This window comes from Bradyrhizobium diazoefficiens (assembly GCF_016612535.1).
In the GTDB taxonomy this organism is placed as follows: Bacteria; Pseudomonadota; Alphaproteobacteria; order Rhizobiales; family Xanthobacteraceae; genus Bradyrhizobium; species Bradyrhizobium diazoefficiens_C.
Genome location: NZ_JAENXS010000002.1, coordinates 255,520 through 282,271 on the forward strand (window position 1 = coordinate 255,520; position 26,752 = coordinate 282,271).

Genomic DNA, 26,752 nt, shown 5'->3' on the forward strand with positions numbered 1-26,752 from the left:
GGGCCGGCAATCCGGCCACAATTGACCCCGAATCATGGGATTATCAAGCGATGGATGAGACCATGACCGAAACCGTTCAGACCGCGCCTTTTGCCCCCTTCGAGTGGATGCTGTCGGCGCGCTACTTGCGCGCGCGTCGCAAGGAGGGATTCATCTCGGTCATCGCCGGGTTCTCCTTCCTCGGCATCATGCTCGGCGTCGCCACGCTGATCATCGTGATGGCCGTGATGAACGGCTTCCGCAAGGAGCTGCTCGACAAGATTTTGGGGCTGAACGGCCATATCCTGGTCCAGCCGCTGGAATCGCCGCTGACCGACTGGAAGGACGTCGCCGACCGCATCAGCCAGGTCCAGGGCATCCGGTTGGCTGCCCCCGTGGTCGATGGCCAGGCGCTGGCGTCCTCGCCCTGGAACGCCTCGGGGGTGCTGGTGCGCGGCATCCGCTCCGACGACCTCAACAACCTCACTTCGATCGCCAAGAACATCAAGCAGGGCTCGCTCGAGGGCTTTGACGACGGGCAGGGCGTCGCGATCGGCCGGCGGCTCGCCGACCAGCTGTCGCTGCATGCCGGCGACAGCGTCACCTTGGTGGCGCCGAAAGGCGCGGTGACGCCGATGGGCACGACGCCGCGCATCAAGCCCTACAAGATCGTGGCCGTGTTCGAAATCGGCATGTCCGAATATGATCTCGGCTTCGTGTTCATGCCGCTCGCCGAAGCGCAGGCTTATTTCAATCGCAGCAACGACGTCACCTCGATCGAGGTGTTCACCACCAATCCCGACAAGGTCGATTCCTTCCGCAAGGCGGTGACGGAGGCCGCGGGTCGGCCGGTGTTCCTGGTCGACTGGCGGCAACGGAACTCGACCTTCTTCAACGCGCTGCAGGTCGAGCGCAACGTGATGTTCCTGATCCTGACCATGATCGTGCTGGTGGCCGCGCTCAACATCGTCTCCGGCCTGATCATGCTGGTGAAGGACAAGGGCAGCGACATCGCGATCCTGCGCACGATGGGCGCCTCGCAGGGCTCGATCATGCGGATCTTCCTGATCACGGGCGCCTCCATCGGCGTGGTGGGCACGCTGGTCGGCTTCTTCGTTGGCCTCGTGATCTGCCTCAACATCGAATCCATCCGGCAATTCCTGTCCTGGCTGACCAGCACCGAATTGTTCTCGCCGGAACTCTACTTCCTGTCGAAGCTGCCCGCCGAGATCGACGTCGGCGAGACCACGGCGGTCGTCATCATGGCGCTGACGCTGTCGTTCCTGGCGACGCTGTACCCGTCGTGGCGTGCCGCGCGCCTCGATCCCGTCGAAGCGCTGCGGTACGAGTGAGGGGCTGATGGAGCAGCAGCAGGGGGCGGAAGATGTACCGGTCATCTATCTCCACGAGATAAAACGGCAATACTTGCAGGGCGAGGCGGCGCTGACGATTTTGGACAACGCCAAGCTCGCGCTGTGGGCGGGACAGTCGGTGGCGCTGGTCGCGCCGTCGGGCTCGGGCAAGTCGACGCTACTGCACATTGCGGGCCTGCTCGAAGCACCCGATTCCGGCGAAGTCTACGTCAACGGCGCGCCGACCTCGCAACTGCCCGACATCGAGCGCACCCAGTTGCGCCGCACCGATATCGGCTTTGTCTACCAGTCGCACCGGCTGCTGCCGGAATTCTCGGCGCTCGAAAACGTCATGCTGCCGCAGATGATCCGCGGCCTGAAGAAGTCCGAGAGCGTCAAGCGCGCCAAGGAGATCCTTGGCTATCTCGGCCTCGGCGACCGCATCACCCATCGTCCCGCCGAGCTGTCGGGCGGCGAGCAGCAGCGTGTCGCGATTGCGCGTGCGGTGGCGAACGCGCCGCGCGTGCTGTTTGCGGACGAGCCGACCGGCAATCTCGATCCGCACACGGCCGACCACGTGTTCCAGGCGCTGATGCAGCTGGTCAAGGCCACGCGGGTGTCGATGCTGATCGCGACCCACAACATGGAGCTCGCCGGCCGCATGGACCGGCGCGTGTCGCTGTCCAACGGCCAGGTCGTCGAGCTCGAATAGAAACCGCGAAAACAACCCCATGCACAGTAGACGGCCGTTGCCGGCGACGGTCGCGGTGACGTCTCCCAGCCATCTGACAACACAGGCAAACCCGCCGCGGCGGCGCATCACCGCAGCGGGCAGGGCGGTTACGGCCTGATCACGGTCAATTTGAACGGGCCGCCATTGGCCGCGGCATGCGCCACCGCCTCGTTGGCGTGGTCGAGGTCGAAGGCTTTCGCCTCGTACTCGTCCAGCCGTAACAGCCCGGCGCGCACCAGCGCGATCAGGCGGGTCGCCGCGTCCGGCGGGTACATCCAGACGCCGTGGATGGTGATGCAGTCACGCATGATCCAGTTGTACGGCAGGTCGAGGCCCGCGCCGCCGAGCATGTTGACGCCGCCCATCAGCACGACGCGGCCATACGGACGCACCGTCATGATCGCCGCGCGCACCACCGTGGTGCTGACCGAGGGCGGCATGATGTCGAACACGCAATCGATCGGACCGGGGCTTGCGCGCTTCATCGCCTCGCGGTCGTCGTCCTCGTTGCCGGTGAGCTTGACCGGCCTCACCCGTGGGCCAAAACGGCGGACGAGGTCGGCCAGGATTTTCTCATTACGGCCCGGCGCGATGACGCAGGCCGCGCCCATCGCCAGCGCGACCGAGACGGCCGCGCTGCCGAAATTGCCGGTGGCGCCGCTGACCAGCACAGTTTCGCCCGGTTGCAGATTGGCCGCGAGAAAGCCGCCATAGGGCACCAGCAGCGTCCCCAGCGCGCACCATTGCGTGGCTTCGGCGGAGGTAATTTCGCCGAGACGCTTCACGTTCTCGGTCGGCAGGCGCATCTGCTCGGCAAACGAGCCGTCACGGAAATATTTTTGCAGCCGCATGCCGCCCTCGCCGCGGGCGCTGATGCCTTGCAACGTGATGTCGGGCGAGACGGTATCGTCACGCGAACGAACGGTTGGATCGCACAACACCCAATCGCCGATCGTGAGCTTGGTCGCATCCGGTCCGATCGCCCGCACGCGGCCGATGCCGCCGCCGCAGGGGATGACCGGCAGATCCAGTAAATATTTGCGCTCGCCGCTGAACACTTCGTTGGCATAGGACAACACGCGCGTGGCGACGACATCGATGACCACCTCGCCGGTGCCGATGACAGGTTCCGGAACGTCCTCGATGACGAGCGGCGATCCAAACGATTTGAGTACGGCGGCTTTCATGATGTTCACCTCATATTCGGGTGTACGTCATATGGACCGGCCTTGAATGGGCAGGAAGGCCTGGTATTATCCTAGTATCCTAAAGGCCCTCCATCGCGGGAGCATGCCATGGCCGATCCACGCCGCGTCGAATTCGGTGATTTTCTGCGCTCCCGCCGCGAAAAGCTGTCGCCGAAGACCGTCGGCCTTCCCGCAGGGCAGCGGCGCCGCACTGCGGGGCTGCGTCGCGAGGAGGTCGCCCAGCTCGCCGGCATTGGCGTGGACTGGTACATCCGCCTCGAGCAGGGCCGCACCGTCAGCCCGTCGGTCACGACCGTCGACGCGCTGGCGCGTGCGCTGCGCCTCAGCAAGACCGAGCATGCGCATCTCAAGGACCTCGCGCGCGACGGCACGAGGGGGGCGTTCACGCGCGAGGTGGTGCCGCCGGCGATCCTGCGGCTGGTCGAGAGCCTGCCGCACCCGGCCTACATCACCGGGCGACGCTGGGACGTGCTGGCCTGGAACGAAGCCGCCGAAGAGATCTTCGCGTTCGGGCGGTTGCCGGAGGAGGATCGCAACACGCTGCTGCTGATGATGACCAACAAGAGCACGCGCAAATCCTACGGCGCTGGCTGGACGGACGTCGCCAAGCGCATGGTCGCGATGTTTCGCGCCAGCCACGACGTCTGGGCCGGCGATCCCGCCTTTGCGGAATTGCTGACGCGGCTGCGTGAAGGCAGTCCCGAATTCGTCAAATGGTGGGGGGCGCACGAGGTTCACCGCACCTTGTCGGGCCGCAAGACCATGACGCATCCCACCAAGGGCGTGCTGCATTTCGAGCACGCGAGTTTTCAGGCCAATGACGATCCGGCGCTGAAGCTGGTGATCTATACGCCGGTGTAGGGGACGTGCACTCGTAAGGTCCGAAATGGTAAGGGCCGGCCCGATGCCGCTCTACCGATCAACGCAGAACCACTATCGCTTGTGCGGCAAACGCAGGCATGATACCGATAGCTCTCGGGTCATCCACAACCGCCCGATAAGCTCTCGAGCCAAGCGTTGTTTCGCTCCCTACGGAGGTGAAACATGTCTTGCAGCAGCAGCACCCACAGCTCAACTGATACATCCCATCCAGCTTTTCCAGATCTTGGATGGTTCTGGAAATTCCCGCTCGCGTGGTTGGCCGGAACAGTACTGTGGCTGGAGCGACGTCGCCAATACGGTGAGCTTCTCGAATTAGACGACCGGCTGCTCGCCGACATTGGCGTATCGAGGGCGACGGTCGAAGAAGTACGAAGGTCTTCCTTGTACCTGGACGCTTGGCGCGACAGCCGATGAGTGTCCATTATCCGCATTGGTACAGCCGAGTAAGCAGCCATCGGCGCGCAGTGTGTCTGCTTGTCTCCACGGACGAGACATCGCACCAAGCTCACGGCAAAGGCCCAAGAGCATTCCATCCGGAACAATCGATCGTGTCGACGGCTGTCGGCGCGTGCGGTGAGCGCTTCGCGATCTCCTACGACGGAAAGTTGGTGGTCGATGCGACGTTCACCGAAGCAGGAGGCGTCGGTCTGTGGACCAAGGCTGACAGCGTGACCCGTTTCGACCGGATTTCGATCACGCCGCTGCCGGCTGCCGGCAATTGACGGCCCCTCCAAGATCACCGTGGAGCTTGCACATGGACACCGAACAACAGACATCTCGTCGTCTCACCATTGCCATCCTGTCTCGCGGTGACGCAGCGGCGCGCCGCGACGCAACTCCGCAGAACAGCCGTTTCGTCCGCGTCTTCGAAGCACTCGCTTCCATTGGCATCGGGGCCTATCCCGTCATCTATGACGAAACCTTCGCCGATGCAGTCCGGGATCAACTGCTGGCGGCGGATGGCGTGCTGGTCTGGGTCGATCCGATCCATCAGGGCAAGACGCGTGCGGCGCTGGATCCATTGCTGCGCGAAGCCGCTGCGCGAGGCCCGTGGGTGAGTGCGCATCCCGACGTCATTCTAAAGATGGGCGTCAAGGAAGTGCTCTTCCGGACGCGCCACCTCGGCTGGGGCGGCGATACGCATCGATACGATAGTGCTGCTGCTTTTCGCGCGGAATTCCCACCGCGTCTTCGTGCGGGCGGCCCACGCGTGCTCAAACAGAACCGCGGGAATGGGGGCCAGGGTGTCTGGAAGGTGGAAGCCCTGCCGAACACCGATGCGGTGGTGCGGGTACTGCACGCGCAACGCGGCAGCCAACCCGAAGAGCTTCCGCTCGAGGCTTTCATCACCCGTTGCGAAGCGTATTTCGGCTGGGGCGGCTGCATCATCGATCAGTCGTTCCAGCCTCGCCTGCCCGAAGGGATGATCCGCTGTTACATGAGCGGATCGAAAGTCGCAGGCTTCGGCCACCAGTTGATCAAAGCGTTGATCCCGCCACCGCCGGATGGCCCGGACTCGCCGGAGGCGCAACCCGGTCCGCGGATCATGCACGGGCCGGACGCGCCGCCGTTCCAGTCGCTGCGAAGGTCAATGGAGGACATTTGGACGCCGCAGTTGATGGAAACACTGGGCATCGACGAAGAATCGCTGCCGGTCATCTGGGACGCGGATTTCCTCTACGGCCCGCGGGATGCCACCGGCGCCGATACGTACGTCCTCTGCGAAATCAACGCCAGTTCATGCTTTGCGATACCTGACGACGCGCCGGCGGCGATAGCGCAGACGGTCAGGGATCGCATCCTTCGACGGCAACGAGTGGCTTCCGCTTCGCTGCCGCCGGCCGTCAACTGAGGCATGGCGGGCGGAAGCCCACACCGCCGTGCCGATGTCTTCCGAAATGCCCATGCTAATCTGCCGTGTGACAGATCAGCATGGGTGCTTGTGCATCGACTTCAATTCTTTGCCACGGCTGCCTTGTCGAGTGCCGCCCGCAGGCCTTTCGCGAGCTTGATGGCATCGTCATTCGCCCAGAAGTGCATGAAGAACAGCCGCGGATTCTCCATCAGCATGTGGCTGTGAAGCGCGGTGACGTCGATGCCGTTGGACCGCAGCGTCTTCAGGACCGGGTTCACCTCGATGTCGGTCAGGACGAAGTCGCCTGTGATCGCCGCCTTGCCGTTTCCGGTCGGTTGGAAGTTGATGGCCTCGGCGACGCCCATGGGCCCAACGGGAACCATCTGCATGCCTTCCATCGTGACGGCGTCGCGACGTGGCACGTTGAATTGAAGCACGCCGCCGTTGGCTTGGCCCTTTACTCCGATGATCTGTTCGATCTGCGCGCTGTCGAGGTCGACGGCCGGCGGCGTAGCGGGCGCAGCCGGCGCCGTCATCGGGGTCTTGCTGACCGCGAGCGCGTCGTGGATGACCGCGGCCATCTTCACCGGGTCCCCGTGACCACCGACATGCATGTAGAACGTCGCCGGACTGGCGCGCAGAAGATGGTTGTGGATGGCGGTGATGTCGAGCCCGCCTTCAATGAGCTTGGCCATGACGGGTTCGATCTCGGTTTCGAGCAGAACGAGATCGCCCATGACCATGGCCTGGCTGCCCATCGGCTTGAAGGCGACCCAGCCTCCCAGTGCCAGCGAGGGCTTGATGGTGACGCCGTCGAGGGTCACGTTCAGGTCTGTCCGCGGAAATCCGTATCGGTGGACATCCTGATTGACCGCTGCCGGCCTACCCATGGCCTTGTCGACCTTCGACCAGAGGATGTCTTCTCCGCGTGCTGCGCCGGAAATCGTTACGCCGGCGACGATCAGTAGCTCGAACATTCGCATCGCTCACTCCTTCCTGTTTTGCTCCCAGCCGGATTTGTGGCCGCGTCGATTGGGACCCCCTCGAAATCCTCGTCGATACGGACGTCAATAAGCATCGGGCACGCACGCGTGCCGATGGGGCGGTCAAGTTTATCGGGGGTTATAGAGTAGACGGCAGACATGATGCGTCCTCGGTGGATGACCGGACGCGATTCTTGGGCATGTCGCCTCGTGGGGAGATCGCTTTCCCCATGAACAGGACTACGCCAAGGCGCACGTCGCTTGTCAATCGGAACCTGGCATTTCAAAATTCGTGAGGGCTGAAAACGCCGGCAGAAAGTTGCTTTCCAGGTTCAAGAATTGTTGTTCGGGGACCGAACTGCAAACCCGCCTGCGCTAGCTGGAAGATCCGGACGGCGCCCGAATCCAACCGCAGCAACAGCACGACCTTGCGGAACGTGGCTTCGTTGATGCGGCCGAACAGTTTGAGGCCAAGCCAGGTGCCGGCAAACGGCGCAGGCAGTCCGATCAGAAACAGTTTGACGGAGTCCCGCGTGACGGCTCCTGTCGCGCCGATCCACAACGCGCTCATCAGGAATATCGTCACGGCGCCAGAGCGAGGCCGGTCTGGACACGAAGCGGATCATCGCTCGTGCGATGTCCGAAAGTGATCCATTCGGACATCCGAGCCAACACCAGTCCCTTTAAATTAGCTCCCTTCAATGTTAACCCCATAACCGGGAGGGGCGCATGAACCGGCGAGCATTCCTTGGCCTGATTGGTAGCGCGGTGGCCTGGTTGCCCGTGGCTATGGCCAAACAAGCTTCTCCCCGTCGTCGCATCGGTATCCTGATGGCGCGACTTGAAGACGACCCGGAGGCCCAAAGACAGATCGCGGCGTTCGGTCAGGGCCTGCGCGATCTCGATTGGAAGATCGGTCAATCGGTCTTGATTGAAACGCGTTGGACCGTTGGCGATCCAGAACGGGCATTGGCTCTTGCACGCGAATTGATTGAGCTGAGGCCCGACGTCTTGATAGCAAACGCCACGCCATCGCTCATCGCGTTGCGTCAGTCGACGGTGACAATTCCGATGATATTCGTCTCGGTTGCCGATCCCGTCGGCCAGGGTTTCGTGCCGAACTTGTCCCACCCGGGTGGAAACATCACCGGATTCAGCGCTGAGGAAGCCAGTATAGGCGGAAAGTGGCTCGATTATCTGAAGGAGGTGGCCCCTAATACCGCGACTATTGCGCTGCTGTACAACCCGGACACGGCTCCTTATGCGCCGATGTTTCTGCCCGCAATGCAAGCGGCCGCGCCGCGGATGAAAGTCACGCTCGTACCTCACCTCGTCCGGAGCCTGGCTGAGATCGAACGGGCGGTGACCGAAACTGCGTCAAGGGCAGGCGGCGCTGTCATCGTACTTCCTGACAGTTTCATGTTTGGCCAACGTTCGCCCCTGATTTCGTTGGTTGAGCGGCTTCGCCTTCCTCTCATATTTCCAATTGTGATTGGCGCGACCAACGGTGCATTGCTTGCGTACGGCATTGATCGCGTGGACCTGTTTCGGCGCGCTGCGGACTATGCGGACCGCATTTTGAAAGGCGCAAGTCCAGCGGATCTTCCGGTTCAGCAGCCCACTAAATTTGAGCTGGCCGTCAATGTCAAAACAGCGAAGGCACTAGGTTTGACAGTACCGCAGGCGTTGCTTCTCAGCGCGGATGAGGTGATTGAATAATCCGAGCTGCTTGTCAGCTGTTGGGCCGCGTTACAGTGCACAAAACTCTCAACCAGGTTCGCCAACAGTCTACATGAACCATTTCCAGAAGCATCGGCGGCTCAGCGGGGCTACCGGGAAAGGCGCGTCAAGTCAGTAAAGTGCACTGTGACCGTCACCCGCAGGATCAAGGTGCGGCCGAAGGCGCCGCGCTGACGTTCGGCCGCGGACCGGCCGGCCAAGGGCTCTTCTGACTCGTCGTCGCCGGTGAGCACGATGCCCCAAGCTGCGTCCATGCCGATGCCAAGCCGGTCATGTCGAGGTCGAACTTCGCCATGTCCGTCTTTCCATCCGGCATCGGCCTGCTTTCGCGGACCTGGAGAGCGTGGGACGTCAGCATCGCCTTGACCATTTCGGGTTGGACGGCACCGCTCCACATCTCGTATTTGCCGGTCTGCACCGGAGATCCTCCAATCTCCCTGGTCGCGTCGCTGCCCGCCGTCATCATGATCGTGCTTTTGCCGGCGGTCTTCTCGTCGATTTCGGCCGCGAACATCAGCGGCACGCGATTCCTGTTCTCGCAGAACAAGCGCCATTCCATCGTTCGGAATGAAGATCCGTTCTCCCTCTTCAGCACGGCGAACTTGCTGACGTAGGGCCAATTTCCCTTCTCGAGCTTCCACACCGTCTCGGCAAGTGGCCGCGTGTCGATTCCGAACTTGTAGAGCTCGGCGCGCGTCAGCACGTGCAGATTTTCGAACTTCACGGTCCGGATCAGATCATCAAGCTCGCGGCTGATCCCCATCGTCGCAATATACGCGGCGCGGTCGCGGTCGCTGCTTGCCGTTTGACGCCGCCTGAACTCCGCGAGCAATTGCGGAGGCGGATGGCCGTGAATGGCGAAGACCAGCTTGGAATTATGGACTGCCAGCGCCGCGTCGGGGGCCACCTCGCGTGATGTCGCGCCGAGAAAGAGGTAGCCGCAGGCCGAGTTGCACATCGCATGGTAGGTGGTGAGATCGCCTTCGACCTCGCCGCCTGCGTTCTTGATCTTCAGGCACGCGGCGTCCAGCTGCGAGCCTGCGGCACACGCCGTCGCAATCGTCTGGCCGACCCGTGCGACCGCCCTGCGGGTGTGCAGCAGCCGTCCGATGACGTAGGACTGCTCGACATTGCCGCCGGGGGAATGAAGGTAGATTGGAAGCTGCGGGTCCTTGATGCCGGCGAGGAAGCGGCGAACGCGGGACGCAGCACCATTATCGACCTGGCCCTCGATGGCGATCCAGCGATCGCAGCCCGAGCCACATGCGTCAGGGGCCCCCTTGGCAAGATAGATCGTCAGCCTGGGGGCAAATCCGGCTTTCTCGGCCGGCGTCTGTTCTGCACGCAATGCGCCGGGGATCGACAGCGAGGCCACGAGGAGCAGACTACGAGCGAGCATGAAATGCGGGGACCAGGCGCGATGAAGAACAGCGCGTCGATGCTATACGATGAATGATGTGATCACAACTTTTGGTGGCATTTCGGGATGCCGGGAGCTGATGGTGCCCCCGCAAGCCGGGCGCGCTCCTCAATCGATCCGCCGCGACCGGCGAGGGGGCACCGGCTTCTTCTGCGCAAAATACGGGTTCACGACGCAGCTCGCGGAGCGGCCGACGGCGAGATATTTGCACTGGTCGAGCGAGCCGTAGCGGCAGTCGAGATAGCCGACGGGGCCGTAGATCTGCATGCAGACCGGATAGTTCGGATCATAGGTCTGTGCGTGTACAGACCCGCTCGCAAAGAGCGCGCCGATCGCGACGCGCGCTGGCTCGCTCGCGCCCGACATCAACGCGAATGTGGCGAAGGCGAGCGAAAATGTGGCGACAATGGGGAGAGCAAACAGCGCGCGCATTTCGATGTTCCAATCACAGGATTGTGCGCGCGACGATGTTACGCGCGTTCGCAGTGTACGTCGCGCAGAAGGCATTGGAACTGCTGAATAGTCTTGTTTCAAAGGGTGTCCCGAACGCGCTGCTAAATCCTCATTAATGACACGCGGGCCTTTGGCGCGAACTGTTGCGTCGAGGTTACAGCAATTCCGTCGAGCGCTGGTATGACGTCGCTACGGCCCGGGGGCCTAACGACGAAACTGGAACGGGATTCAAATGAACAAGAATTTGTTGCTTGCCGCTGTGAGCCTTGTCGCGCTCAGCGCGACTGCGCCGGCGCTGGCTGCTGACCTCGCTGCGCGGCCTTACACCAAGGCGCCGGCGATGATCGCGACCGTCTATGACTGGAGCGGCTTCTACATCGGTATCAACGGCGGCGGCGGTTCATCGCACGCGACCTGGGATCTGGTCGGATTCGGTCGCGACGGTTCGCACGATGCGACCGGCGGCACGGTCGGTGGTCAGGTCGGCTATCGCATGCAGTCCGGCCAGTTCGTGTTCGGCGTGGAAGGCCAGGGCAACTGGGCCGACTTCTCCGGCAGCCACATTGGCGCGATCTCCGGTTTCACCAACCACACCAAGATCGATTCGTTCGGTCTGATCACGGGCCAGGTCGGCTACGCCTGGAACAACGTCCTGCTCTACGCGAAGGGCGGTGCGGCTGTGGTTGGCACCAAGTACGACGCCTCGTTCGGCGGCGCGACGGCTTCGGCCAGCGACACCCGTTGGGGCGGCACCATTGGTGCTGGCATCGAATTCGGCTTCGCTCCGAACTGGTCGGTCGGCGCCGAGTACAACCACATCTTCCTGGGTGGCAAGGATCAGACCCTGACCGGCGGCCTCGGTGTTTTCGCCGTCAACACCAAGCAGGACGTCGACATGGGTCTCGTCCGCCTGAACTACAAGTTCGGCGGCCCGATGATCGGCAGGTACTAAGAGACAGTCGCTTCGCAGGAAGCGATCGTGGAAAGCCCCGGCCTTGCGCCGGGGCTTTTTGTTGTGCTCATTCAGCGAGTTAACCATTCTGTTTTGAGTTACTCCATATAGCTTGACTCCTGAGAACGAAATGAGAACAATGTTCTTCATACGTTCTAGTGATGGAGCAAGCCATGTTCAGGATTTTCGTGGAAGAAGCCGCTGCACTGACGTCGATCACGCTGTTCGTCGGGATGATCGCGATCTGGGCCCAAGTCATCCCGCAGCTCTGATCCCGCCGCTTTTGCCACCCGGGCCCCTTATTGGCCCTTGGGGAAAACCGGGATGAGGCGGCCGGTCGGCGGCTGCGGCGTGGACTCTGGCGCGGCGAGCCCGCACCATTGTGAGGCGAGTCGGCCGGGCCCGTGCATGATGCCTCGAGGGGCCGGCGACCGCTCCACCCATCGCAAGAGGCCGTCACGCGACCATGCCGAGCGCCGGATTTGTCCACCTTCACGTTCACTCGGCCTATTCCTTGCTCAAGGGCTCGATCAAGATCGCCAAGCTCGCCGAGCTTGCGAAGAAGGATCACCAGCCGGCTCTGGCGCTGACCGACACCGACAATCTGTTCGGTGCGCTGGAGTTCTCCGACAAGATGGCGGGCTCCGGCATCCAGCCTATCGTCGGCTGCGAGCTCGCAATCGATTTCGGCGACCAGGATCCCAATGCGCGCAACGCGCTTCCGCCTGCGCGCGTGGTGCTGCTGGCCGCGCAAGAGCGCGGCTATCGCAGCCTGATGCGGTTGAATTCGCGCGCGTTCCTCGAATCGCCGGACAGCCACGCGCCGTTCATCAGGTTCGATTGGTTCGACGGCGAGACCGAAGGCCTGATCGCGCTGACGGGTGGGCCCGATGGGCCGATCTCGCTCGCGCTTGCCTCGGGTCAGGCTGAAATAGCGGCGGCGCGCTGCGAACGTCTCGCCGGCCTGTTCGGCGATCGCTTCTACATCGAATTGCAGCGCCACAACCTCGACAAGGAACGGCGCGTCGAGAGCGCCCTGGTCGACATCGCCTATTCCAAAGGCCTGCCGCTGGTTGCGACCAACGAGCCGTATTTCGCGTCGACCGACGATTACGAGGCACATGACGCACTGCTCTGCATCGCCGGCGGCCGGCTGATCGCCGAAACCGAGCGCGAGCAGCTGACGCCGGATCACCGCTTCAAGACCCGCGCCGAGATGGCGGTGCTGTTCGCCGACATTCCCGAGGCGCTCGCCTCGACGGTCGAGATCGCCGAGCGCTGCTCGTTCCGCCCGATGACGCGCAAGCCGATCCTACCGTTCTTCACCGTCGGCGCCGCGGCAAGCTCCGACGCCGCCGCGGTCGAGGCGGCCGAGCTGAAGCGGCAGGCCGAGGAGGGGCTCGCCAATCGCCTTAGCGTCCACGGCCTGTCGCAGGGCACGACGGACGAGGACTACAGCAGCCGCCTGGCGTTCGAGCTCGACGTCATCATGCGCATGAAGTACGCGGGCTACTTCCTGATCGTGTCCGACTTCATCAAATGGGCGAAGGGCCAGGGCATTCCTGTCGGGCCGGGCCGCGGCTCCGGCGCAGGCTCGCTGGTCGCCTGGGCGCTGACCATCACCGACCTCGACCCGATCAAGTTCGGCCTGCTGTTCGAGCGCTTCCTCAATCCCGAGCGTGTCTCGATGCCGGACTTCGACATCGACTTCTGCCAGGACCGCCGCGGCGAGGTGATCCAATACGTCCAGCAGCGCTACGGCCGTGACCAGGTCGCGCAGATCATCACCTTCGGTACGCTGCAGGCGCGCGGCGTGCTGCGCGACGTCGGCCGCGTGCTGCAAATGCCCTATGGCCAGGTCGACAAGCTGACGAAACTCGTGCCGCAGAATCCGGCCGCGCCGGTGACGCTCGCGGCTGCGATCGAGAGCGAGCCGAAACTTCAGGCGTTCCGCGACGAGGATCCCGTGGTGGCGCGCGCCTTCGACATCGCGCAGCGCCTCGAGGGCCTGACCCGCCACGCCTCGACGCACGCGGCCGGCATCGTGATCGGCGATCGCCCCTTGAGCGAACTCGTGCCGATGTACCGCGATCCCAAGTCGGACATGCCGGTGACCCAGTTCAACATGAAATGGGTCGAGCCGGCCGGCCTCGTCAAGTTCGACTTCCTCGGCCTGAAGACGCTGACCGTGCTCGACGTCGCGTGCAAATTGCTCAAGCCGCGCGACATCCATGTCGATCTCGCGACACTGCCGATCGACGATGCCGAGAGCTACCAGATGCTGGCGCGCGGCGAAGTGGTCGGCGTGTTCCAGGTTGAAAGCCAGGGGATGCGACGCGCGCTGGTCGACATGCGCCCCGACCGTTTCGAGGACATCATCGCGCTGGTCGCACTGTATCGCCCCGGCCCGATGGCGAACATCCCGACCTATTGCGCGCGCAAGCACGGCGACGAGGAGCCGGAATATCTCCATCCCGTGCTCGAGCCGATCCTGAAGGAGACCTTCGGCGTCATCATCTACCAGGAACAGGTGATGCAGATCGCGCAGGTAATGTCGGGCTATTCGCTCGGCGACGCCGACCTGTTGCGCCGCGCCATGGGCAAGAAGATCCGGGCCGAGATGGACAAGCAGCGCGACATCTTCGTCGCGGGCGCGGTCAAGAATAACGTGCCGAAGGCCCAGGCCGAGACCATCTTCGAGCTGCTGGCGAAATTCGCCGATTACGGCTTCAACAAGAGCCACGCAGCAGCCTATGCGCTGGTGTCCTATCACACCGCCTATATGAAGGCGCATTATCCGGTGGAGTTCATCGCGGCGTCGATGACGCTCGATCTCAACAATACCGACAAGCTCTCCGAATTCCGCTCCGAGGCGCAGCGGCTCGGCATCAAGGTCGAGCCGCCGAACATCAACCGGTCCGGCGCCACCTTCGAGGTCGGCGACAAGACGATCTACTACGCGCTCGCCGCGCTGAAGGGCGTCGGCATCCAGGCCATCGACCAGATCATCGAGGAGCGGACCAAGCGGGGATTGTTCACCTCGCTCGCCGACTTCGCCGCGCGCGTCAATCCGCGCGCGATCAACAAGCGCATCATTGAAAGTCTCGCCGCCGCCGGCGCCTTCGACACGCTGGAGCCGAACCGCGCCCGCGTCTTCGCCGGTGCGGATTCGATCCTCGCCGCCTGCCAGCGTGCGCATCAGGCCGAGTCCATCGGCCAGAACGACATGTTCGGCATGTCGGCCGACGCACCGAGCATCATGCTGCCGCAGATCGAGCCGTGGCTGCCGGCCGAGCGGCTGCGCCGCGAATACGACGCGATCGGCTTCTTCCTGTCGGGGCATCCGCTCGATGATTATGCCACGGTGCTGAAGCGGCTGCGGGTGCAGAGCTGGGCGGAGTTCTCGCGTGCGGTGAAGACCGGCGCCACCGCCGGCAAGGTCGCGGCCACCGTGGTGTCGCGGATGGAGCGGCGCACCAAGACCGGCAACAAGATGGGCATCATGGGGCTCTCCGATCCCACGGGTCATTTCGAGGCGGTGCTGTTTTCCGAGGGCCTCGCGCAATATCGCGACGTGCTGGAGCCGGGCGCCGCGGTGCTGCTCCAGCTCGGTGCCGAGCTCCAGGGCGAGGACGTCCGCGCTCGCGTGCTGCATGCCGAGCCGCTGGATGACGCCGCCGCCAAGACGCAGAAGGGCCTGCGCATCTTCGTGCGCGACACCAAGCCGCTGGACTCGATCGCCAAGCGTCTGGCCGGACCTGAAGGCGCGAACGGCGCTACATCAAAGCTCGGCAGTCCCGGCATCGCGCCGCGCTCCAACGGCGACGGCGAGGTCTCGCTGGTGATGATGCTCGACCTCGAGACCGAGGTCGAGATGAAGCTGCCCGGCCGTTTCAAGGTCTCGCCGCAGATCGCAGGCGCCATCAAGGCCGTCGCGGGTGTGGTGGACGTGCAGCAATTGTAGAATTCGCGCCTGCCAGCTGAACCCCGCGTTGGTGCGTGATCTTCGCAAGCGGACACTATTCATGGTTGCGCCTTGCGCTGCTTGCGCGCACCTTGCGGGAGGCAAGGGGTCGGCAGAGAATGCAGGGAGAGAATCATGTGCGAGCGATGTTCTGAAGGCGCGTCCGATCTGATCGCCCCGTCGCGGCGGTCTGCGATGCTGCTCGCTGCGTCGGCGCTGGGCGTTGCCTTCACCGGTAGAGCCTTCGCCAAGGAAACCAAGGCGCCACCTAAACCCCAGAATGTGCTGTCGCCCGACGCAGCGCTGAAGCGGTTGATGGAAGGCAATGCCCGCTACGCCGACGGCGTGTCGCGGCGCCACGATTTCAAGCACGAGCGCGAGGCGCTGGCCGGCGGCCAAAATCCATTCGCGGCCGTCCTGAGCTGCGCCGATTCACGCATCGCGCCGGAATATGCTTTCGACACCGGCCGCGGCGATCTCTTCGTCTGCCGCGTTGCCGGCAATTTTGCCGGCACTGAGACCATCGCCAGCATGGAATATGCGGTCGCCGTGCTCAACACGCCGATGATCCTGGTGCTCGGTCACGATGCTTGCGGCGCGGTCGATGCGACGCTGAAGGCGATCAAGGACGGCAAGCCGCCGCCGGGCCACATTCCCTCGCTAGTCGATGCGATTGCGCCCGCCGCAAAAGCTGCGATGCAGCAGGGCGGGGACCTCCTCGACAAGGCGATCCGGCAGAACGTGATCGACAATGTCGCGAAGCTGAAATCCGCCGCGCCGATCCTTAATGCGGCCGTGGAGCAGGGCAGACTGAAGATCGTCGGTGGCATCTACCGGCTCACGACCGGGAAGGTGGAGCTGATCGCGCAGGGCTGAAGCTTACGTAAAAGGCTGAAGCTTGAGCAAAGGGCCGAGGCTTACGCGGAGCTGACGCTGGACGCCGAGGCGGGCGGGGTGCCATGCCGTCGCCTCAATCCGAGCCTTTCGTTCAAGTGCCGTTCAGCCGGCTGAGCATCTCATGCGTGGTGGCACCTTAACAACAATAACGGGCGAGCAAGCTATGCGCGGGACACACAAGGTCTTCATCTGCTTCCTTCTGCCGATCCTGTTGGTTGCGGGCGCGCTCACACCAGTTCGCGCGCAGCAGCAGGAGAAGCGCATCGCGCTCGTGGTCGGCAACGGCGCCTATGCCAAATCGCCGCTGGCAACCACCGCCAACGATGCCGGCCTGATCGCGCAGACGCTGCAGGCGGCGGGCTTCGACGTGGTCGGCGCGCGCGATCTCGACGGCGACACGCTGCGCAAGAGCTTTCGCGATTTCATCCAGAAGGCGCAGGCCTCGGGCCCCGGCACCGTCGCGATGATCTATCTGGCGGGCTATGGCGTGCAGCTTGCCGGCGAGAACTATTTCATCCCGGTCGATTCCAGCATCACGCGTGACACCGACATTCCGACCGAGGCGCTGCGCATCGGCGACTATGCCCGCCAGCTTGCCTCGATCCCGCTCAAGGCCAACATCGTCGTGCTCGACGCCGCGCGCGCGCAGCCCTTCGTCGAGGGCGGCCAGCAGCCGATCGCGAGCGGGCTGGCGCTGGTCGAGCCCGATCCGAACATGCTGATCGCCTTTAACGCCGCGCCCGGCACGGTGGCGCCGGAGGAGCCGGGGCCCTACGGCATCTATGCGCAATCGCTCGCCGAGATGATCCGCACCGGCGGCCTATCGCTGCCGGAGGTGTTCGACCGCGTTCGCCTGCGCGTCAACGAGGCCTCGAAGGGCGCGCAGGTGCCGTGGGACGACCAGAAGGTCGCCGCGCAATTTGCCTTCTTCGAGCGCGCCCCCGACGCGCCGCCGCCGCAGGCCGCACCCGACCAGGTCGCCGCGATTCGGAACAAGCCAATCCGCGATCTCGGCGTGCAGGACGCCTATGCGGCCGCGCTCGAGCGCGACACGCTGCCGGCCTATGAGGACTTTCTCGCCGCCTATCCCGGCGATCCCCTCGCCAAGCGCGTGATGGCGATCGTCGCGGCGCGCCGCGAGGCGATCACCTGGCGACGGAGCTATCGCACCGACACGCCCGACGCCTATTGGTCATATCTGCGCCGCTATCCGCGCGGGCCGCATGCGGGCGATGCACGGCGCAGGCTTGCGATCCTGACCGCGCCGATCGAGCCGCCGCCGACCTTCGCGATGATGGACTATGACGTGCCTCCGCCGCCGCCCGAGGAGATCGTCTATGTCGACCGTCCCGTGCTGTATTTCAGCGATCCCGATTTCGGCTTCGCGCCACCGCCGCCGCCGCCGGTTTATTATCTGCCGCCGCCGCCGCCGGACTTCGTCGTGCTGGCGCCGCCGCTCGCCGTCGTTGGGCTGTTCGTGCTGCCGCAGCCGGTCTTCGTGCCGATCCCGGTGTTCGTCAGGCCGCCGGTCTATGTCGCGCCGCCGCCGAACAACATCATCTACCAGAACATCCACAACACCACGGTCATCAACACCGTGATCAACCATGCGCCGGCACCGCCGCCGGCCGGGAATATCGCGGCCGCAGCGACCGTGGCAGCGAATGGGGCCGGCCGAGCGGGCGCGTTGACGCCGGTGCCCGGCGCTGTCAGGCAACAGGCGTTGGCGATCCAGACCAACCCGAAGCAGCAGCTCAAGCCGAGCCAGGCCGCATTCGTCAGCAACCCCACGGCAAAGCCGGCGACGATGCTCGTAAAGCCGGTCAACGCCACGCCGACTGCAATCGCGCCACAGACGGCGCCGGCGGTCGGCCACGCGCTTCCGGTTCCGGGCAGCCAGAACACGCCGCCGGCACCGCCCGCCGCAGCCGGACTGCCGCCGAACCGCCTGGCGCCGACGGCAAGGGCGCCCGCCAACGGCCTGCCGGAGGTTCATCCCAATCAGGCTCATCCCAATGCAGCGACGGCGCCAGCCAACGCGACCGCTCCGGCCAATGCTGCCACCGCACCGACCGCCAAGCCGCCCGTAGCGCAAACGCCGGCAGTCGGCGGGCGGGAGCCGCGGGCGAAATCATTGGCGCATGAGCCAGCGGTGACCCCACCGACCACGCCCCCGGCGGGCAAGCCAGCGGTGACCTCAGTGAAGCCGACGACGCCGCCGCCGGTCGCTGCGCGCGAGCCGATCAAGCCACAGAATCTGCGAGCCGCCCCGCGACCCGCGCAGGCGGCAAAACCGGCGCCGGCCCCGCCGCGTCCGCAGGCGGTCGCAAGGCCGACGCCTCAGCCTCCGCCGCGGATAGCTGCGCCGCCACCGCGGCCGCCTGTCGCTGCCGCACGGCCCGCGCCGCCGCCGGCGGCCCGTCCAGCGCCGCCACCGCCGCCCCGGGTGGCTGCGGCCCCACCGCGACCGGCCGCGCCGCCGCCGCGCCCTGCGGCCCCGAAGAAATGCCCACCCAACCAGCCAAAGTGCTAGCGGGCAGGGCGGAATTGCCGGATTGGGTCTTTCGGTGGCGGCAAAAGCCCCGAAAGGCCCTTATTTCCTTGCGTCTGGCCGAAATCGCGCTATACAGCCGGCCATCTCACACGGAAGCATGGCTCACAAGGCCGTCCGGTGGCAGCCGGGGCGACAACGCTCCGTTTTGCTCACACGCTTCCGGAGGAACCAACCGGAGAATTAGAACGATGGCACTACCCGATTTCACTATGCGTCAGCTCCTCGAAGCTGGCGTACACTTTGGTCACCAGTCTCACCGCTGGAATCCGAAAATGGCTCCGTTCATTTTCGGCGCTCGCAACAACATTCACATCGTCGACCTCGCCCAGACCGTGCCGCTGCTGCACACGGCCTTGCAGGCTGTCAGCGACACGGTTGCCAAGGGCGGTCGCATCCTGTTCGTCGGCACCAAGCGCCAGGCGCAGGACGGCGTCGCGGACGCGGCCAAGCGCTGCGCGCAGTATTTCGTCAATTCGCGCTGGCTCGGCGGCACGCTGACCAATTGGAAGACGATCTCGGCTTCGATCAAGCGCCTGCGTCATCTCGACGACGTGCTGGCCGGTGGCGAAGCCTCCTCCTACACCAAGAAGGAGCGCCTGACGCTTCAGCGCGAGCGCGACAAGCTCGATCGCTCGCTCGGCGGCATCAAGGACATGGGCGGTCTGCCCGACCTGATCTTCGTGATCGACACCAACAAGGAAGACATCGCGATCCAGGAAGCCCAGCGGCTCAACATCCCGGTCGCCGCGATCGTCGACACCAATTCCGACCCGAAGGGCATCACCTATGTGGTGCCGGGCAATGACGACGCCGGCCGCGCCATCTCGCTCTATTGCGACCTGATCGCGCGTGCGGCGATCGACGGCATCTCGCGCGCCCAGGGCGATTCGGGCATCGATGTCGGCGCCTCGACCCGTCCGCTCGCCGAAGAGCTGCCGGCCGCCCCGTCGAGCGGCTTCCAGGGCCTTGCCGGTCCGCGCGGCACCGCCGACGACCTCAAGAAGCTCCCGGGCGTGTCGGGTGCGATCGAGAAGAAGTTCAACGACCTCGGCATCTTCCATTATTGGCAGCTCGCCGAGCTCGACCACGACACCGCGCATACGATCGGCGAAAATGTCGGTCTGCCGAGCCGCGCGGATGCCTGGGTTGCCAAGGCCAAGGCGCTGACCGCGGAAGCGGAATAGTCAAAAAGAGCGATCGATTGGCCGGACAGGGTCCGGCCACCATTTCATTCAGTTGACGCGAATTCCTGAGATGGACCGCGGCGGGGCAATTGGAGCCGCGCCGCGGCGAACCGGCAGGCAAGAAGGATTTTCAACGATGGCAACGATCACTGCTGCGATGGTCAAGGATCTGCGCGAGTCCACCGGCGCAGGCATGATGGACTGCAAGGCCGCGCTGACCGAAAACGACGGCAACATGGAAGCGGCGCAAGACTGGCTCCGCAAGAAGGGCCTGTCGAAGGCCGCCAAGAAGTCGGGCCGCGTCGCGGCCGAGGGCCTGATCGGCGCGCTCACCAAGGGCACCAAGGGCGTCGTGGTCGAGGTCAATTCCGAGACCGACTTCGTCGCGCGCAACGGCCAGTTCCAGGGTCTGGTCAAGATGATCGCCCAAGTCGCTTTCGACGTCGGTGCCGATGTCGAGAAGATCAAGGCCGCCAAGATCGGCGACGTCACGGTCGAAACTGCGATCAATGACGCGATCGCCACCATCGGCGAGAACATGACGCTGCGCCGGGCCGCTGCGCTCGAAGTGAGCCAGGGCGTGGTGTCTAGCTACGTCCACAACGCAGTGGTCGAAGGCGCGGGCAAGATTGGCGTGATAGTGGCACTGGAATCGCCCGGCAAGGCCGACGAACTAGCTGTGCTCGGCCGCCAGCTCGCAATGCATGTCGCCGCCGCCAAGCCGTTGGCGCTGGATCCGACCGGTCTGGATCCGGCGGTCGTCAAGCGCGAGAAGGACGTGCTGGCCGACAAATATCGCCAGCAGGGCAAGCCCGAGAACGTCATCGAGAAGATCGTCGAGTCGGGCCTGAAGACCTACTACAAGGAAGTCTGTCTGCTGGATCAAGCCTTCATCCACGATAGCGGCAAGTCAGTTGCCCAGGCGGTGAAGGAAGCCGAGGGTAAGATCGGCGGCCCGATCAAAATCGCGGGCTTTGTGAACTATGCTCTCGGCGAGGGAATCGAGAAGCAGGAAAGCGACTTTGCGGCCGAAGTCGCCGCCGCCAGCGGCAAGAAGTAAGCGCCGGAATGTTCCTTCCGGCGTGCCGCCGGAAGCGGCGCCCGGACAAGGAAAAGTGCTCATGACTGACCCGGTCTATCGTCGCGTCGTGATCAAGCTGTCCGGCGAATATCTCGCGGGACAGCAGGGGTTTGGCATAGATCAGCCGACCATCGACCGTGTTGCGGACGATCTGATCGCCGCCCGCCAGCTCGGAACCGAAGTTGCGGTCGTGATCGGCGGCGGCAACATCTTTCGTGGCGTCGAGGTGTCCTCGCGCGGCGTGTCGCGTCCGACCGGCGACACCATGGGCATGCTCGCGACCATGATGAACTGTCTCGCGCTCGAGGCCACGATCGAGCGCAAGGGCACGCCGGCGCGCACGCTGTCGGCCTTCGTCATGCCCGAAATTTCCGAGCTGTTCACCCGCACTGCGGCACATGAATACCTCGCCGAGGGCCGGATCGTGCTGCTCGGTGGCGGAACCGGCAATCCGTTTTTTACCACCGATACGACCGCCGTGCTGCGCGCCGCCGAGATCGGCGCCCAGGCCGTCCTGAAGGCGACCAATGTCGACGGTGTCTACTCGGCCGATCCGAAAAAGGATCCGACCGCTACGCGGTTCGACCGGCTGACGCATTCACAGGCCATCGAGGGCGGCTACAAGGTGATGGATGCGACCGCCTTCGCGCTTGCCCGCGAGACGTCGCTGCCTATCATCGTGTTCTCGATCGCGGAGCCGGGTTCGATCGGCGCGATTCTGCGTGGCGGTGGCCACGGAACCATCGTCGCCGGTTGACGGCTCATCGCTCGCGTCCTGGGGAGGGGCGCGGAGAAGTCGCCGGGATTTTGAAGGAGAAACGTGATGGCCACGGGTAATTTCGACCTCAACGAAGTGAAGCGCCGCATGCAGGGCGCCATCCAGTCCCTCAAGCACGAGCTTGGCGGGCTGCGTACGGGCCGCGCGTCGGCCTCGATGCTCGATCCGGTGCAGGTCGAGGCTTACGGCAGCCACATGCCGCTGAACCAGCTCGCCACCGTCAGCGTGCCGGAGCCGCGAATGATCTCGGTGCAGGTCTGGGACAAGTCGATGGTCAAGCCGGTCGAGAAGGCGATCGTCGATTCCAATCTCGGCCTGTCGCCCGCGACCGAAGGCCAGGTGCTGCGCCTGCGCATCCCCGAGCTCAACGAGGAGCGTCGCAAGGAGCTCGTCAAGGTTGCGCACAAATACGCCGAAGCCGCCAAGGTCGCCGCGCGCCACGTCCGCCGCGACGGCCTGGACGTCCTGAAGAAGCTCGAGAAGAATCACGAGATGTCGGAGGACGATCAGAAGCGTCACGCCGACGAGGTGCAGAAGGTGACCGATGGCACCATCACCGAGATCGACCAGCTGCTGGCCACCAAGGAAAAAGAAATCCTGACCGTTTAAGGCCGCCGTCATGTCCAACGCCGCCGCGCCCGCAACGGAAGGACCTGACCGGTCCGACGCGCCTGCGCACGTCGCCATCATCATGGATGGCAACGGGCGCTGGGCGGCCGCGCGCGGTCTGCCGCGAGCGGAGGGACATCGCCGTGGCGTCGAGGCGTTGCGCCGCGTGGTGCGTGCCTCGCACGAGCTCGGCATCCGCTATCTCACCATCTTCTCTTTCAGCTCGGAAAACTGGTCGCGTCCGGCGAGCGAGATCGGCGATCTCTTCGGTTTGTTGCGGCGCTTCATCCGCAACGATCTCGCAAGCCTGCACCGCGACGGCGTCAAGGTCCGCATTATCGGCGAGCGCGACGGGCTCGAGGGCGACATCTGCGCGCTCCTGAACGAGGCCGAAGAATTGACGCGCGACAACACGCGCCTCACGCTCGTCGTCGCCTTCAACTACGGCTCGCGGCAGGAGATCGCGAAAGCGGCGCAGAAGCTCGCACGCGAAGTCGCAGACGGCAGTCGCGATCCCGCCACGATCGACGCCGACAGCCTCGGCGCCCATCTCGATGCACCCGACATTCCCGATCCCGACCTCATCATCCGCACCAGCGGCGAGCAGCGCCTGTCCAATTTCCTGATGTGGCAGGCCGCCTATAGCGAGCTGGTGTTCGTGCCGATCCATTGGCCCGATTTCGACAAGGCGGCGCTCGAAAGCGCGATCGCCGAATTCGCCAGGCGCGAGCGCCGTTTCGGCGGCCTAGTCGCGAAAACCGCCTCGTGAGCGAACCTGACGCCGCACAGGCCGGCTCGGCGCCTGCCTCCAGCAATCTCGTGATGCGGGTTCTCGCAGCGCTGGTGCTTGCGCCGGTTACGATCGCGCTCGCCTATGCCGGTGGCTGGCTGTGGGCGCTTCTCGTCACCCTGGTATCGATCGGGCTGTTTGCGGAATGGCTGATGGTGGTGGAAGCGGGATCCGCTGCGCTGACCGGGGCAGGGACGATCGTCATCGCCATGATGGGAGCTTGCGTCGCCTTCGGCGCGCTCAAGACCGCTGTTATCACCGGCATCATCGGCGGCGCGATCGTGACGCTGATCGCGCGAGGCAAGTTCGTTTGGGCCGCGACCGGGTTCGCCTATGCGTCCGCAGCGCTGCTGGCCTCGATCCTGATGCGGCAGGATCTCGTCAACGGCTTCGCCGCACTGATGTTCGTGCTGCTCGTGGTGTGGGCGACCGATATCGGCGGCTATTTCGCCGGCCGTAGCATCGGCGGACCAAAGCTGTGGCCGCGCGTGAGCCCAAAGAAGACTTGGGCCGGGGCACTCGGCAGCGTCGTGGCAAGCCTCGCGGTCGCGGCCGGTTTTGCGGCCTCCGGCTTCGGCAAGGCCGTTCCGCTCTTGGTCCTCAGTGCCGTTCTCACCGTGGTCTCGCAAGCGGGCGATCTGTTCGAATCCGCGGTGAAAAGGCGCTTCGGCGTCAAGGATTCCAGTCACTTAATTCCCGGCCATGGCGGGCTTCTGGACCGTCTGGACGGCTTTGTCGCCGCCATCCTGGTGGCATGGATTATCGGCTTCCTCCGCCATGGTGTGCATAGCGCCGGAAGCGGACTTGTGGTTTGGTGAGGATATGAGCGCAGTCCCTTTGCGTAACAACAAGCTTGCTGCGGCCGACATCCGAAGCGTCACTGTGCTCGGCGCCACCGGCTCGATCGGCGACAGCACGATGGATCTGCTGCGCGCCTCGCCCGAGCGCTATCGCGTCGAAGCCTTGACGGCGAACAGCAATGTCGAGGCGCTCGCCAAGCTGGCGAAGGAATTTTCCGCGCGCTTTGTCGCGATCGCCGACGCCTCTAAGTTCGCAGAGCTCAAGGCCGCACTCGCGGGCACGAGCACCGAATGCGGCGCCGGCGAAAGCGCGGTGATCGAGGCGGGCGCACGACCGGCGGATTGGGTGATGGCGGCCGTCAGCGGCGCGGCCGGACTGAAGCCGGCTTTGGCTGCGGTCGATCGCGGTGCGCATGTTGCGCTCGCGAACAAGGAGTGCCTGGTTTGCGCCGGCGATTTCTTCATGCAGCGCGCAGCGAAAGCGGGCGCCTGTATCTTGCCGGCCGATTCCGAGCACAATGCGCTGTTTCAGGCGCTGGCATCGGGCAATCGCGACGAACTGGTTCGCGTCATCATCACCGCCTCGGGCGGGCCGTTCCGGACCTGGAAGCCGGCCGACATCGAGCGGGCGACCCTCGCGCAAGCCCTGAAGCATCCGAACTGGAGCATGGGCCAGAAGATCACGATCGATTCCGCCTCGATGATGAACAAGGGGCTCGAGGTGATCGAGGCATCCTATCTGTTCGCGCTGACGCCCGACGAGATCGACGTGCTGGTGCATCCGCAGTCGATCATCCACGGCATGGTCGAGTTCTCCGACCGCTCGGTGGTGGCCCAGCTCGGCTCGCCCGACATGCGCACGCCGATCGCCCATTGTCTCGGCTGGCCCGACCGGATCAAGGGACCGGCGGCCAAGCTCGACCTGGCCAAGATCGGCCAGCTCACCTTCGAGGCGCCGGATTTCGAGCGGTTCCCCGGGCTTCGCCTGGCCTTCGATTCGCTCCGGCACGGCAAGGGGGCGACCACCGTCTACAACGCTGCCAACGAGGTCGCGGTCGCGGCCTTCATCGCCGGCAAGATCCGGTTTGGCGCCATCGCCCGGCTGGTCGAGGCGACGCTGGAGGACTGGATCCGGGGCGGGAACCGGGGCCCCATGACCTCTGCGGATGATGCCATATCCGTTGACCATGTTTCGCGAAATAAAGCTGCCGCCCTATTGCCTCAAATTGCCTTAAAGGCATCCTAGGTAGTTCGGGGCCAGGGCCTTGCGGCGCTGGATGAGGGAATTCGATGATCGACTTTTTCGTCCATAGTTTCAATATGTTGAGCCATGGGCTCCTCGGTTACGCAGTTCCTTTCCTGTTCGTCCTGACCATCGTCGTGTTCTTCCATGAGCTCGGCCATTTCCTGGTCGCGCGCTGGGCCGGCGTTCGGGTGTTAACCTTTTCGCTCGGCTTCGGACCTGAGTTGGTTGGTTTCAACGACCGCCATGGCACCCGCTGGAAGATCTCGGCGATCCCGCTCGGCGGCTACGTCAAGTTCTTCGGCGACGAGAGCGAGGCCTCCACGCCGTCGGCCCAGACACTCGCCGCCATGACGGACGAGGAGCGCGCCGGCAGCTTCCATCACAAGAAGGTCGGCCCGCGCGCAGCCGTCGTCGCGGCCGGACCGATTGCCAATTTCATCCTCGGCGCACTGATTTTCGCAGGCATGGCCCTGTATTACGGCAAGCCGAGCACGATCGCGCGTGTGGACGGCGTCGTCGCGGACGGCGCTGCGGCCGCCGCCGGCTTCAAGATCGGCGACGTCGTCGTGCAGATCGACGGCAAGTCGATCGAGAGCTTTGCCGACATGCAGCGGATCGTCGCGACGAGCGCCGGTTCGGCGCTGGTCTTCCGGGTGAAGCGGGATGGTTCGGTGGTGTCGTTGACCGCGACGCCGGCGCTGCTGGAGCGCAAGGATCCGTTCGGCAACAGCCACCGCGTCGGCGTGCTCGGCGTCGAACACAAGTCCCAGGCCGGTGAGGCCTCGACCTCGCCGGTTGGTGTCGGCGAGGCGCTCAAGATCGGGGTCGAGCAGGTCTGGTTCATCATCACCAGCACCTTCAAGTTCCTGGGCTCGCTGTTTATCGGACAGGGCAATCCGAACGAGGTCAGCGGCGTCCTCGGCATTGCCAAGATGTCAGGGCAGGCGGCCAGCGCCGGGTTCCAGTTCGTGATCAATCTGTGCGCGGTGTTGTCGGTCTCGATCGGCCTGTTGAATCTGTTCCCGATCCCGCTGCTCGATGGCGGTCACCTTCTGTTCTACACGGCCGAGGTCGTGCGCGGCCGTCCGCTGTCCGAGCGGACCCAGGAGATGGGGTTCCGAATCGGGCTCGGTCTGGTGCTGATGCTGATGGTGTTTGCGACCTACAACGACATCCTTCGGATGGCGGCTTCCTGATAGGGGCTTTTTTGTGGCGTTGCTGTTGGGCAACGTCTTGGAATGAAATTGAAATTACGGCGTGCTCGGCCGTTTGCTGCGTCGGTGAAATTGGCT

The 26,752-nt window shown here is 64.3% G+C and carries 24 protein-coding genes; 19 read left to right on the plus strand and 5 right to left on the minus strand.

Going from position 1 to position 26,752, the window contains the following annotated elements; translation table 11 throughout:
• The first annotated feature begins 50 nt into the window (after positions 1-50).
• Positions 51-1,331: a lipoprotein-releasing ABC transporter permease subunit gene (locus JJE66_RS17920; RefSeq protein WP_200515631.1), complete on the plus strand. Its 1,281-nt coding sequence runs from the start codon at positions 51-53 to the stop codon at positions 1,329-1,331.
• A gap of 7 nt (positions 1,332-1,338) precedes the next feature.
• Positions 1,339-2,043 carry an ABC transporter ATP-binding protein gene (locus JJE66_RS17925; protein ID WP_200515632.1) on the plus strand — a complete coding sequence of 235 codons (705 nt, stop codon included), beginning with the start codon at positions 1,339-1,341 and terminating at the stop codon, positions 2,041-2,043.
• 128 nt (positions 2,044-2,171) lie between these two features.
• Here JJE66_RS17925 and JJE66_RS17930 read toward each other — a convergent pair whose 3' ends face one another.
• Entirely contained in the window at positions 2,172-3,251 is a 1,080-nt protein-coding gene (locus JJE66_RS17930) for a zinc-binding alcohol dehydrogenase family protein (protein WP_200515633.1), read from the minus strand.
• A gap of 108 nt (positions 3,252-3,359) precedes the next feature.
• Here JJE66_RS17930 and JJE66_RS17935 point away from each other — a divergent pair, with 108 nt between their 5' ends.
• From JJE66_RS17935 to JJE66_RS17950, 4 genes are all read left to right on the plus strand, one after another.
• On the plus strand, positions 3,360-4,133 hold the full coding sequence (locus JJE66_RS17935) for a helix-turn-helix transcriptional regulator (RefSeq protein WP_200515634.1): 774 nt from the start codon (positions 3,360-3,362) through the stop codon (positions 4,131-4,133).
• 183 nt (positions 4,134-4,316) lie between these two features.
• Positions 4,317-4,568 carry a DUF1127 domain-containing protein gene (locus JJE66_RS17940; protein ID WP_200515635.1) on the plus strand — a complete coding sequence of 84 codons (252 nt, stop codon included), beginning with the start codon at positions 4,317-4,319 and terminating at the stop codon, positions 4,566-4,568.
• A 134-nt stretch (positions 4,569-4,702) separates the two neighbouring features.
• A complete protein-coding gene (locus JJE66_RS17945; protein ID WP_200515636.1) occupies positions 4,703-4,876 on the plus strand; it encodes a hypothetical protein in 174 nt (57 codons plus the stop codon).
• 32 nt (positions 4,877-4,908) lie between these two features.
• The gene (locus JJE66_RS17950; protein ID WP_200515637.1) at positions 4,909-6,006 is read left to right on the plus strand and encodes a Cj0069 family protein; all 1,098 of its coding nucleotides are present in this window, start codon (positions 4,909-4,911) and stop codon (positions 6,004-6,006) included.
• A 101-nt stretch (positions 6,007-6,107) separates the two neighbouring features.
• Here JJE66_RS17950 and JJE66_RS17955 read toward each other — a convergent pair whose 3' ends face one another.
• Together JJE66_RS17955 and JJE66_RS17960 are read right to left on the minus strand one after the other, a co-directional pair.
• Positions 6,108-6,986, minus strand: a complete 879-nt coding sequence (locus tag JJE66_RS17955; RefSeq protein ID WP_409362848.1) for a DUF1259 domain-containing protein — start codon at positions 6,984-6,986, stop codon at positions 6,108-6,110.
• 289 nt (positions 6,987-7,275) lie between these two features.
• Positions 7,276-7,563: a hypothetical protein gene (locus JJE66_RS17960; protein ID WP_200515639.1), complete on the minus strand. Its 288-nt coding sequence runs from the start codon at positions 7,561-7,563 to the stop codon at positions 7,276-7,278.
• 158 nt (positions 7,564-7,721) lie between these two features.
• Here JJE66_RS17960 and JJE66_RS17965 point away from each other — a divergent pair, with 158 nt between their 5' ends.
• Complete coding sequence (locus tag JJE66_RS17965) at positions 7,722-8,711, plus strand: ABC transporter substrate-binding protein (RefSeq protein WP_200515640.1); 990 nt, start codon at positions 7,722-7,724, stop codon at positions 8,709-8,711.
• A gap of 166 nt (positions 8,712-8,877) precedes the next feature.
• Here JJE66_RS17965 and JJE66_RS17970 read toward each other — a convergent pair whose 3' ends face one another.
• Positions 8,878-10,131: a hypothetical protein gene (locus tag JJE66_RS17970; protein ID WP_200515641.1), complete on the minus strand. Its 1,254-nt coding sequence runs from the start codon at positions 10,129-10,131 to the stop codon at positions 8,878-8,880.
• 129 nt (positions 10,132-10,260) lie between these two features.
• A complete protein-coding gene (locus JJE66_RS17975) occupies positions 10,261-10,518 on the minus strand; it encodes a DUF3551 domain-containing protein (protein ID WP_200518558.1) in 258 nt (85 codons plus the stop codon).
• Positions 10,519-10,837: 319 nt separating this feature from the next.
• On the opposite strand from JJE66_RS17975, the gene JJE66_RS17980 reads away from it, so the two are divergent.
• The 12 genes from JJE66_RS17980 (at position 10,838) to rseP (ending at position 26,656) form a co-directional block, all read left to right on the plus strand.
• Complete coding sequence (locus tag JJE66_RS17980; protein ID WP_200515642.1) at positions 10,838-11,557, plus strand: outer membrane protein; 720 nt, start codon at positions 10,838-10,840, stop codon at positions 11,555-11,557.
• A gap of 466 nt (positions 11,558-12,023) precedes the next feature.
• On the plus strand, positions 12,024-15,521 hold the full coding sequence (dnaE, locus tag JJE66_RS17985) for a DNA polymerase III subunit alpha (protein ID WP_200515643.1): 3,498 nt from the start codon (positions 12,024-12,026) through the stop codon (positions 15,519-15,521).
• 135 nt (positions 15,522-15,656) lie between these two features.
• On the plus strand, positions 15,657-16,397 hold the full coding sequence (locus JJE66_RS17990; protein ID WP_200515644.1) for a carbonic anhydrase: 741 nt from the start codon (positions 15,657-15,659) through the stop codon (positions 16,395-16,397).
• 184 nt (positions 16,398-16,581) lie between these two features.
• Positions 16,582-18,951: a caspase domain-containing protein gene (locus JJE66_RS17995; protein WP_200515645.1), complete on the plus strand. Its 2,370-nt coding sequence runs from the start codon at positions 16,582-16,584 to the stop codon at positions 18,949-18,951.
• Between the two features lie 209 nt (positions 18,952-19,160).
• Positions 19,161-20,156, plus strand: a complete 996-nt coding sequence (locus JJE66_RS18000) for a 30S ribosomal protein S2 (protein WP_200515646.1) — start codon at positions 19,161-19,163, stop codon at positions 20,154-20,156.
• Positions 20,157-20,292: 136 nt separating this feature from the next.
• Positions 20,293-21,216, plus strand: a complete 924-nt coding sequence (tsf, locus tag JJE66_RS18005; RefSeq protein WP_200515647.1) for a translation elongation factor Ts — start codon at positions 20,293-20,295, stop codon at positions 21,214-21,216.
• Positions 21,217-21,277: 61 nt separating this feature from the next.
• Positions 21,278-21,994, plus strand: coding sequence for a UMP kinase (pyrH, locus tag JJE66_RS18010; RefSeq protein WP_200515648.1), 717 nt, complete (start codon positions 21,278-21,280; stop codon positions 21,992-21,994).
• Between the two features lie 66 nt (positions 21,995-22,060).
• Positions 22,061-22,624 carry a ribosome recycling factor gene (gene frr, locus JJE66_RS18015; protein ID WP_200515649.1) on the plus strand — a complete coding sequence of 188 codons (564 nt, stop codon included), beginning with the start codon at positions 22,061-22,063 and terminating at the stop codon, positions 22,622-22,624.
• A gap of 10 nt (positions 22,625-22,634) precedes the next feature.
• Positions 22,635-23,393 (plus strand): isoprenyl transferase, encoded by a 759-nt coding sequence (locus JJE66_RS18020; protein ID WP_200515650.1) that lies wholly within the window; start codon positions 22,635-22,637, stop codon positions 23,391-23,393.
• The gene (locus JJE66_RS18025) at positions 23,390-24,232 is read left to right on the plus strand and encodes a phosphatidate cytidylyltransferase (protein ID WP_200515651.1); all 843 of its coding nucleotides are present in this window, start codon (positions 23,390-23,392) and stop codon (positions 24,230-24,232) included. The genes JJE66_RS18020 and JJE66_RS18025 overlap by 4 nt, the downstream gene beginning before the upstream one ends.
• Positions 24,233-24,236: 4 nt before the next feature.
• The gene (gene dxr, locus JJE66_RS18030; RefSeq protein WP_200515652.1) at positions 24,237-25,460 is read left to right on the plus strand and encodes a 1-deoxy-D-xylulose-5-phosphate reductoisomerase; all 1,224 of its coding nucleotides are present in this window, start codon (positions 24,237-24,239) and stop codon (positions 25,458-25,460) included.
• Between the two features lie 44 nt (positions 25,461-25,504).
• Complete coding sequence (rseP, locus tag JJE66_RS18035) at positions 25,505-26,656, plus strand: RIP metalloprotease RseP (RefSeq protein ID WP_200515653.1); 1,152 nt, start codon at positions 25,505-25,507, stop codon at positions 26,654-26,656.
• The last annotated feature ends 96 nt before the right edge of the window (positions 26,657-26,752 follow it).

Coding starts and splice junctions, on each gene's coding strand:
- JJE66_RS17920 (WP_200515631.1), top strand. CDS start 51: ATGGATGAGACCATGACCGAAACCGTTCAGACCGCGCCTTTTGCCCCC.
- JJE66_RS17925 (WP_200515632.1), top strand. CDS start 1,339: ATGGAGCAGCAGCAGGGGGCGGAAGATGTACCGGTCATCTATCTCCAC.
- JJE66_RS17930 (WP_200515633.1), bottom strand. CDS start 3,251: ATGAAAGCCGCCGTACTCAAATCGTTTGGATCGCCGCTCGTCATCGAG.
- JJE66_RS17935 (WP_200515634.1), top strand. CDS start 3,360: ATGGCCGATCCACGCCGCGTCGAATTCGGTGATTTTCTGCGCTCCCGC.
- JJE66_RS17940 (WP_200515635.1), top strand. CDS start 4,317: ATGTCTTGCAGCAGCAGCACCCACAGCTCAACTGATACATCCCATCCA.
- JJE66_RS17950 (WP_200515637.1), top strand. CDS start 4,909: ATGGACACCGAACAACAGACATCTCGTCGTCTCACCATTGCCATCCTG.
- JJE66_RS17955 (WP_409362848.1), bottom strand. CDS start 6,986: ATGTTCGAGCTACTGATCGTCGCCGGCGTAACGATTTCCGGCGCAGCA.
- JJE66_RS17960 (WP_200515639.1), bottom strand. CDS start 7,563: ATGAGCGCGTTGTGGATCGGCGCGACAGGAGCCGTCACGCGGGACTCC.
- JJE66_RS17965 (WP_200515640.1), top strand. CDS start 7,722: ATGAACCGGCGAGCATTCCTTGGCCTGATTGGTAGCGCGGTGGCCTGG.
- JJE66_RS17970 (WP_200515641.1), bottom strand. CDS start 10,131: ATGCTCGCTCGTAGTCTGCTCCTCGTGGCCTCGCTGTCGATCCCCGGC.
- JJE66_RS17975 (WP_200518558.1), bottom strand. CDS start 10,518: ATGTCGGGCGCGAGCGAGCCAGCGCGCGTCGCGATCGGCGCGCTCTTT.
- JJE66_RS17980 (WP_200515642.1), top strand. CDS start 10,838: ATGAACAAGAATTTGTTGCTTGCCGCTGTGAGCCTTGTCGCGCTCAGC.
- dnaE (WP_200515643.1), top strand. CDS start 12,024: ATGCCGAGCGCCGGATTTGTCCACCTTCACGTTCACTCGGCCTATTCC.
- JJE66_RS17990 (WP_200515644.1), top strand. CDS start 15,657: ATGTGCGAGCGATGTTCTGAAGGCGCGTCCGATCTGATCGCCCCGTCG.
- JJE66_RS17995 (WP_200515645.1), top strand. CDS start 16,582: ATGCGCGGGACACACAAGGTCTTCATCTGCTTCCTTCTGCCGATCCTG.
- JJE66_RS18000 (WP_200515646.1), top strand. CDS start 19,161: ATGGCACTACCCGATTTCACTATGCGTCAGCTCCTCGAAGCTGGCGTA.
- tsf (WP_200515647.1), top strand. CDS start 20,293: ATGGCAACGATCACTGCTGCGATGGTCAAGGATCTGCGCGAGTCCACC.
- pyrH (WP_200515648.1), top strand. CDS start 21,278: ATGACTGACCCGGTCTATCGTCGCGTCGTGATCAAGCTGTCCGGCGAA.
- frr (WP_200515649.1), top strand. CDS start 22,061: ATGGCCACGGGTAATTTCGACCTCAACGAAGTGAAGCGCCGCATGCAG.
- JJE66_RS18020 (WP_200515650.1), top strand. CDS start 22,635: ATGTCCAACGCCGCCGCGCCCGCAACGGAAGGACCTGACCGGTCCGAC.
- dxr (WP_200515652.1), top strand. CDS start 24,237: ATGAGCGCAGTCCCTTTGCGTAACAACAAGCTTGCTGCGGCCGACATC.
- rseP (WP_200515653.1), top strand. CDS start 25,505: ATGATCGACTTTTTCGTCCATAGTTTCAATATGTTGAGCCATGGGCTC.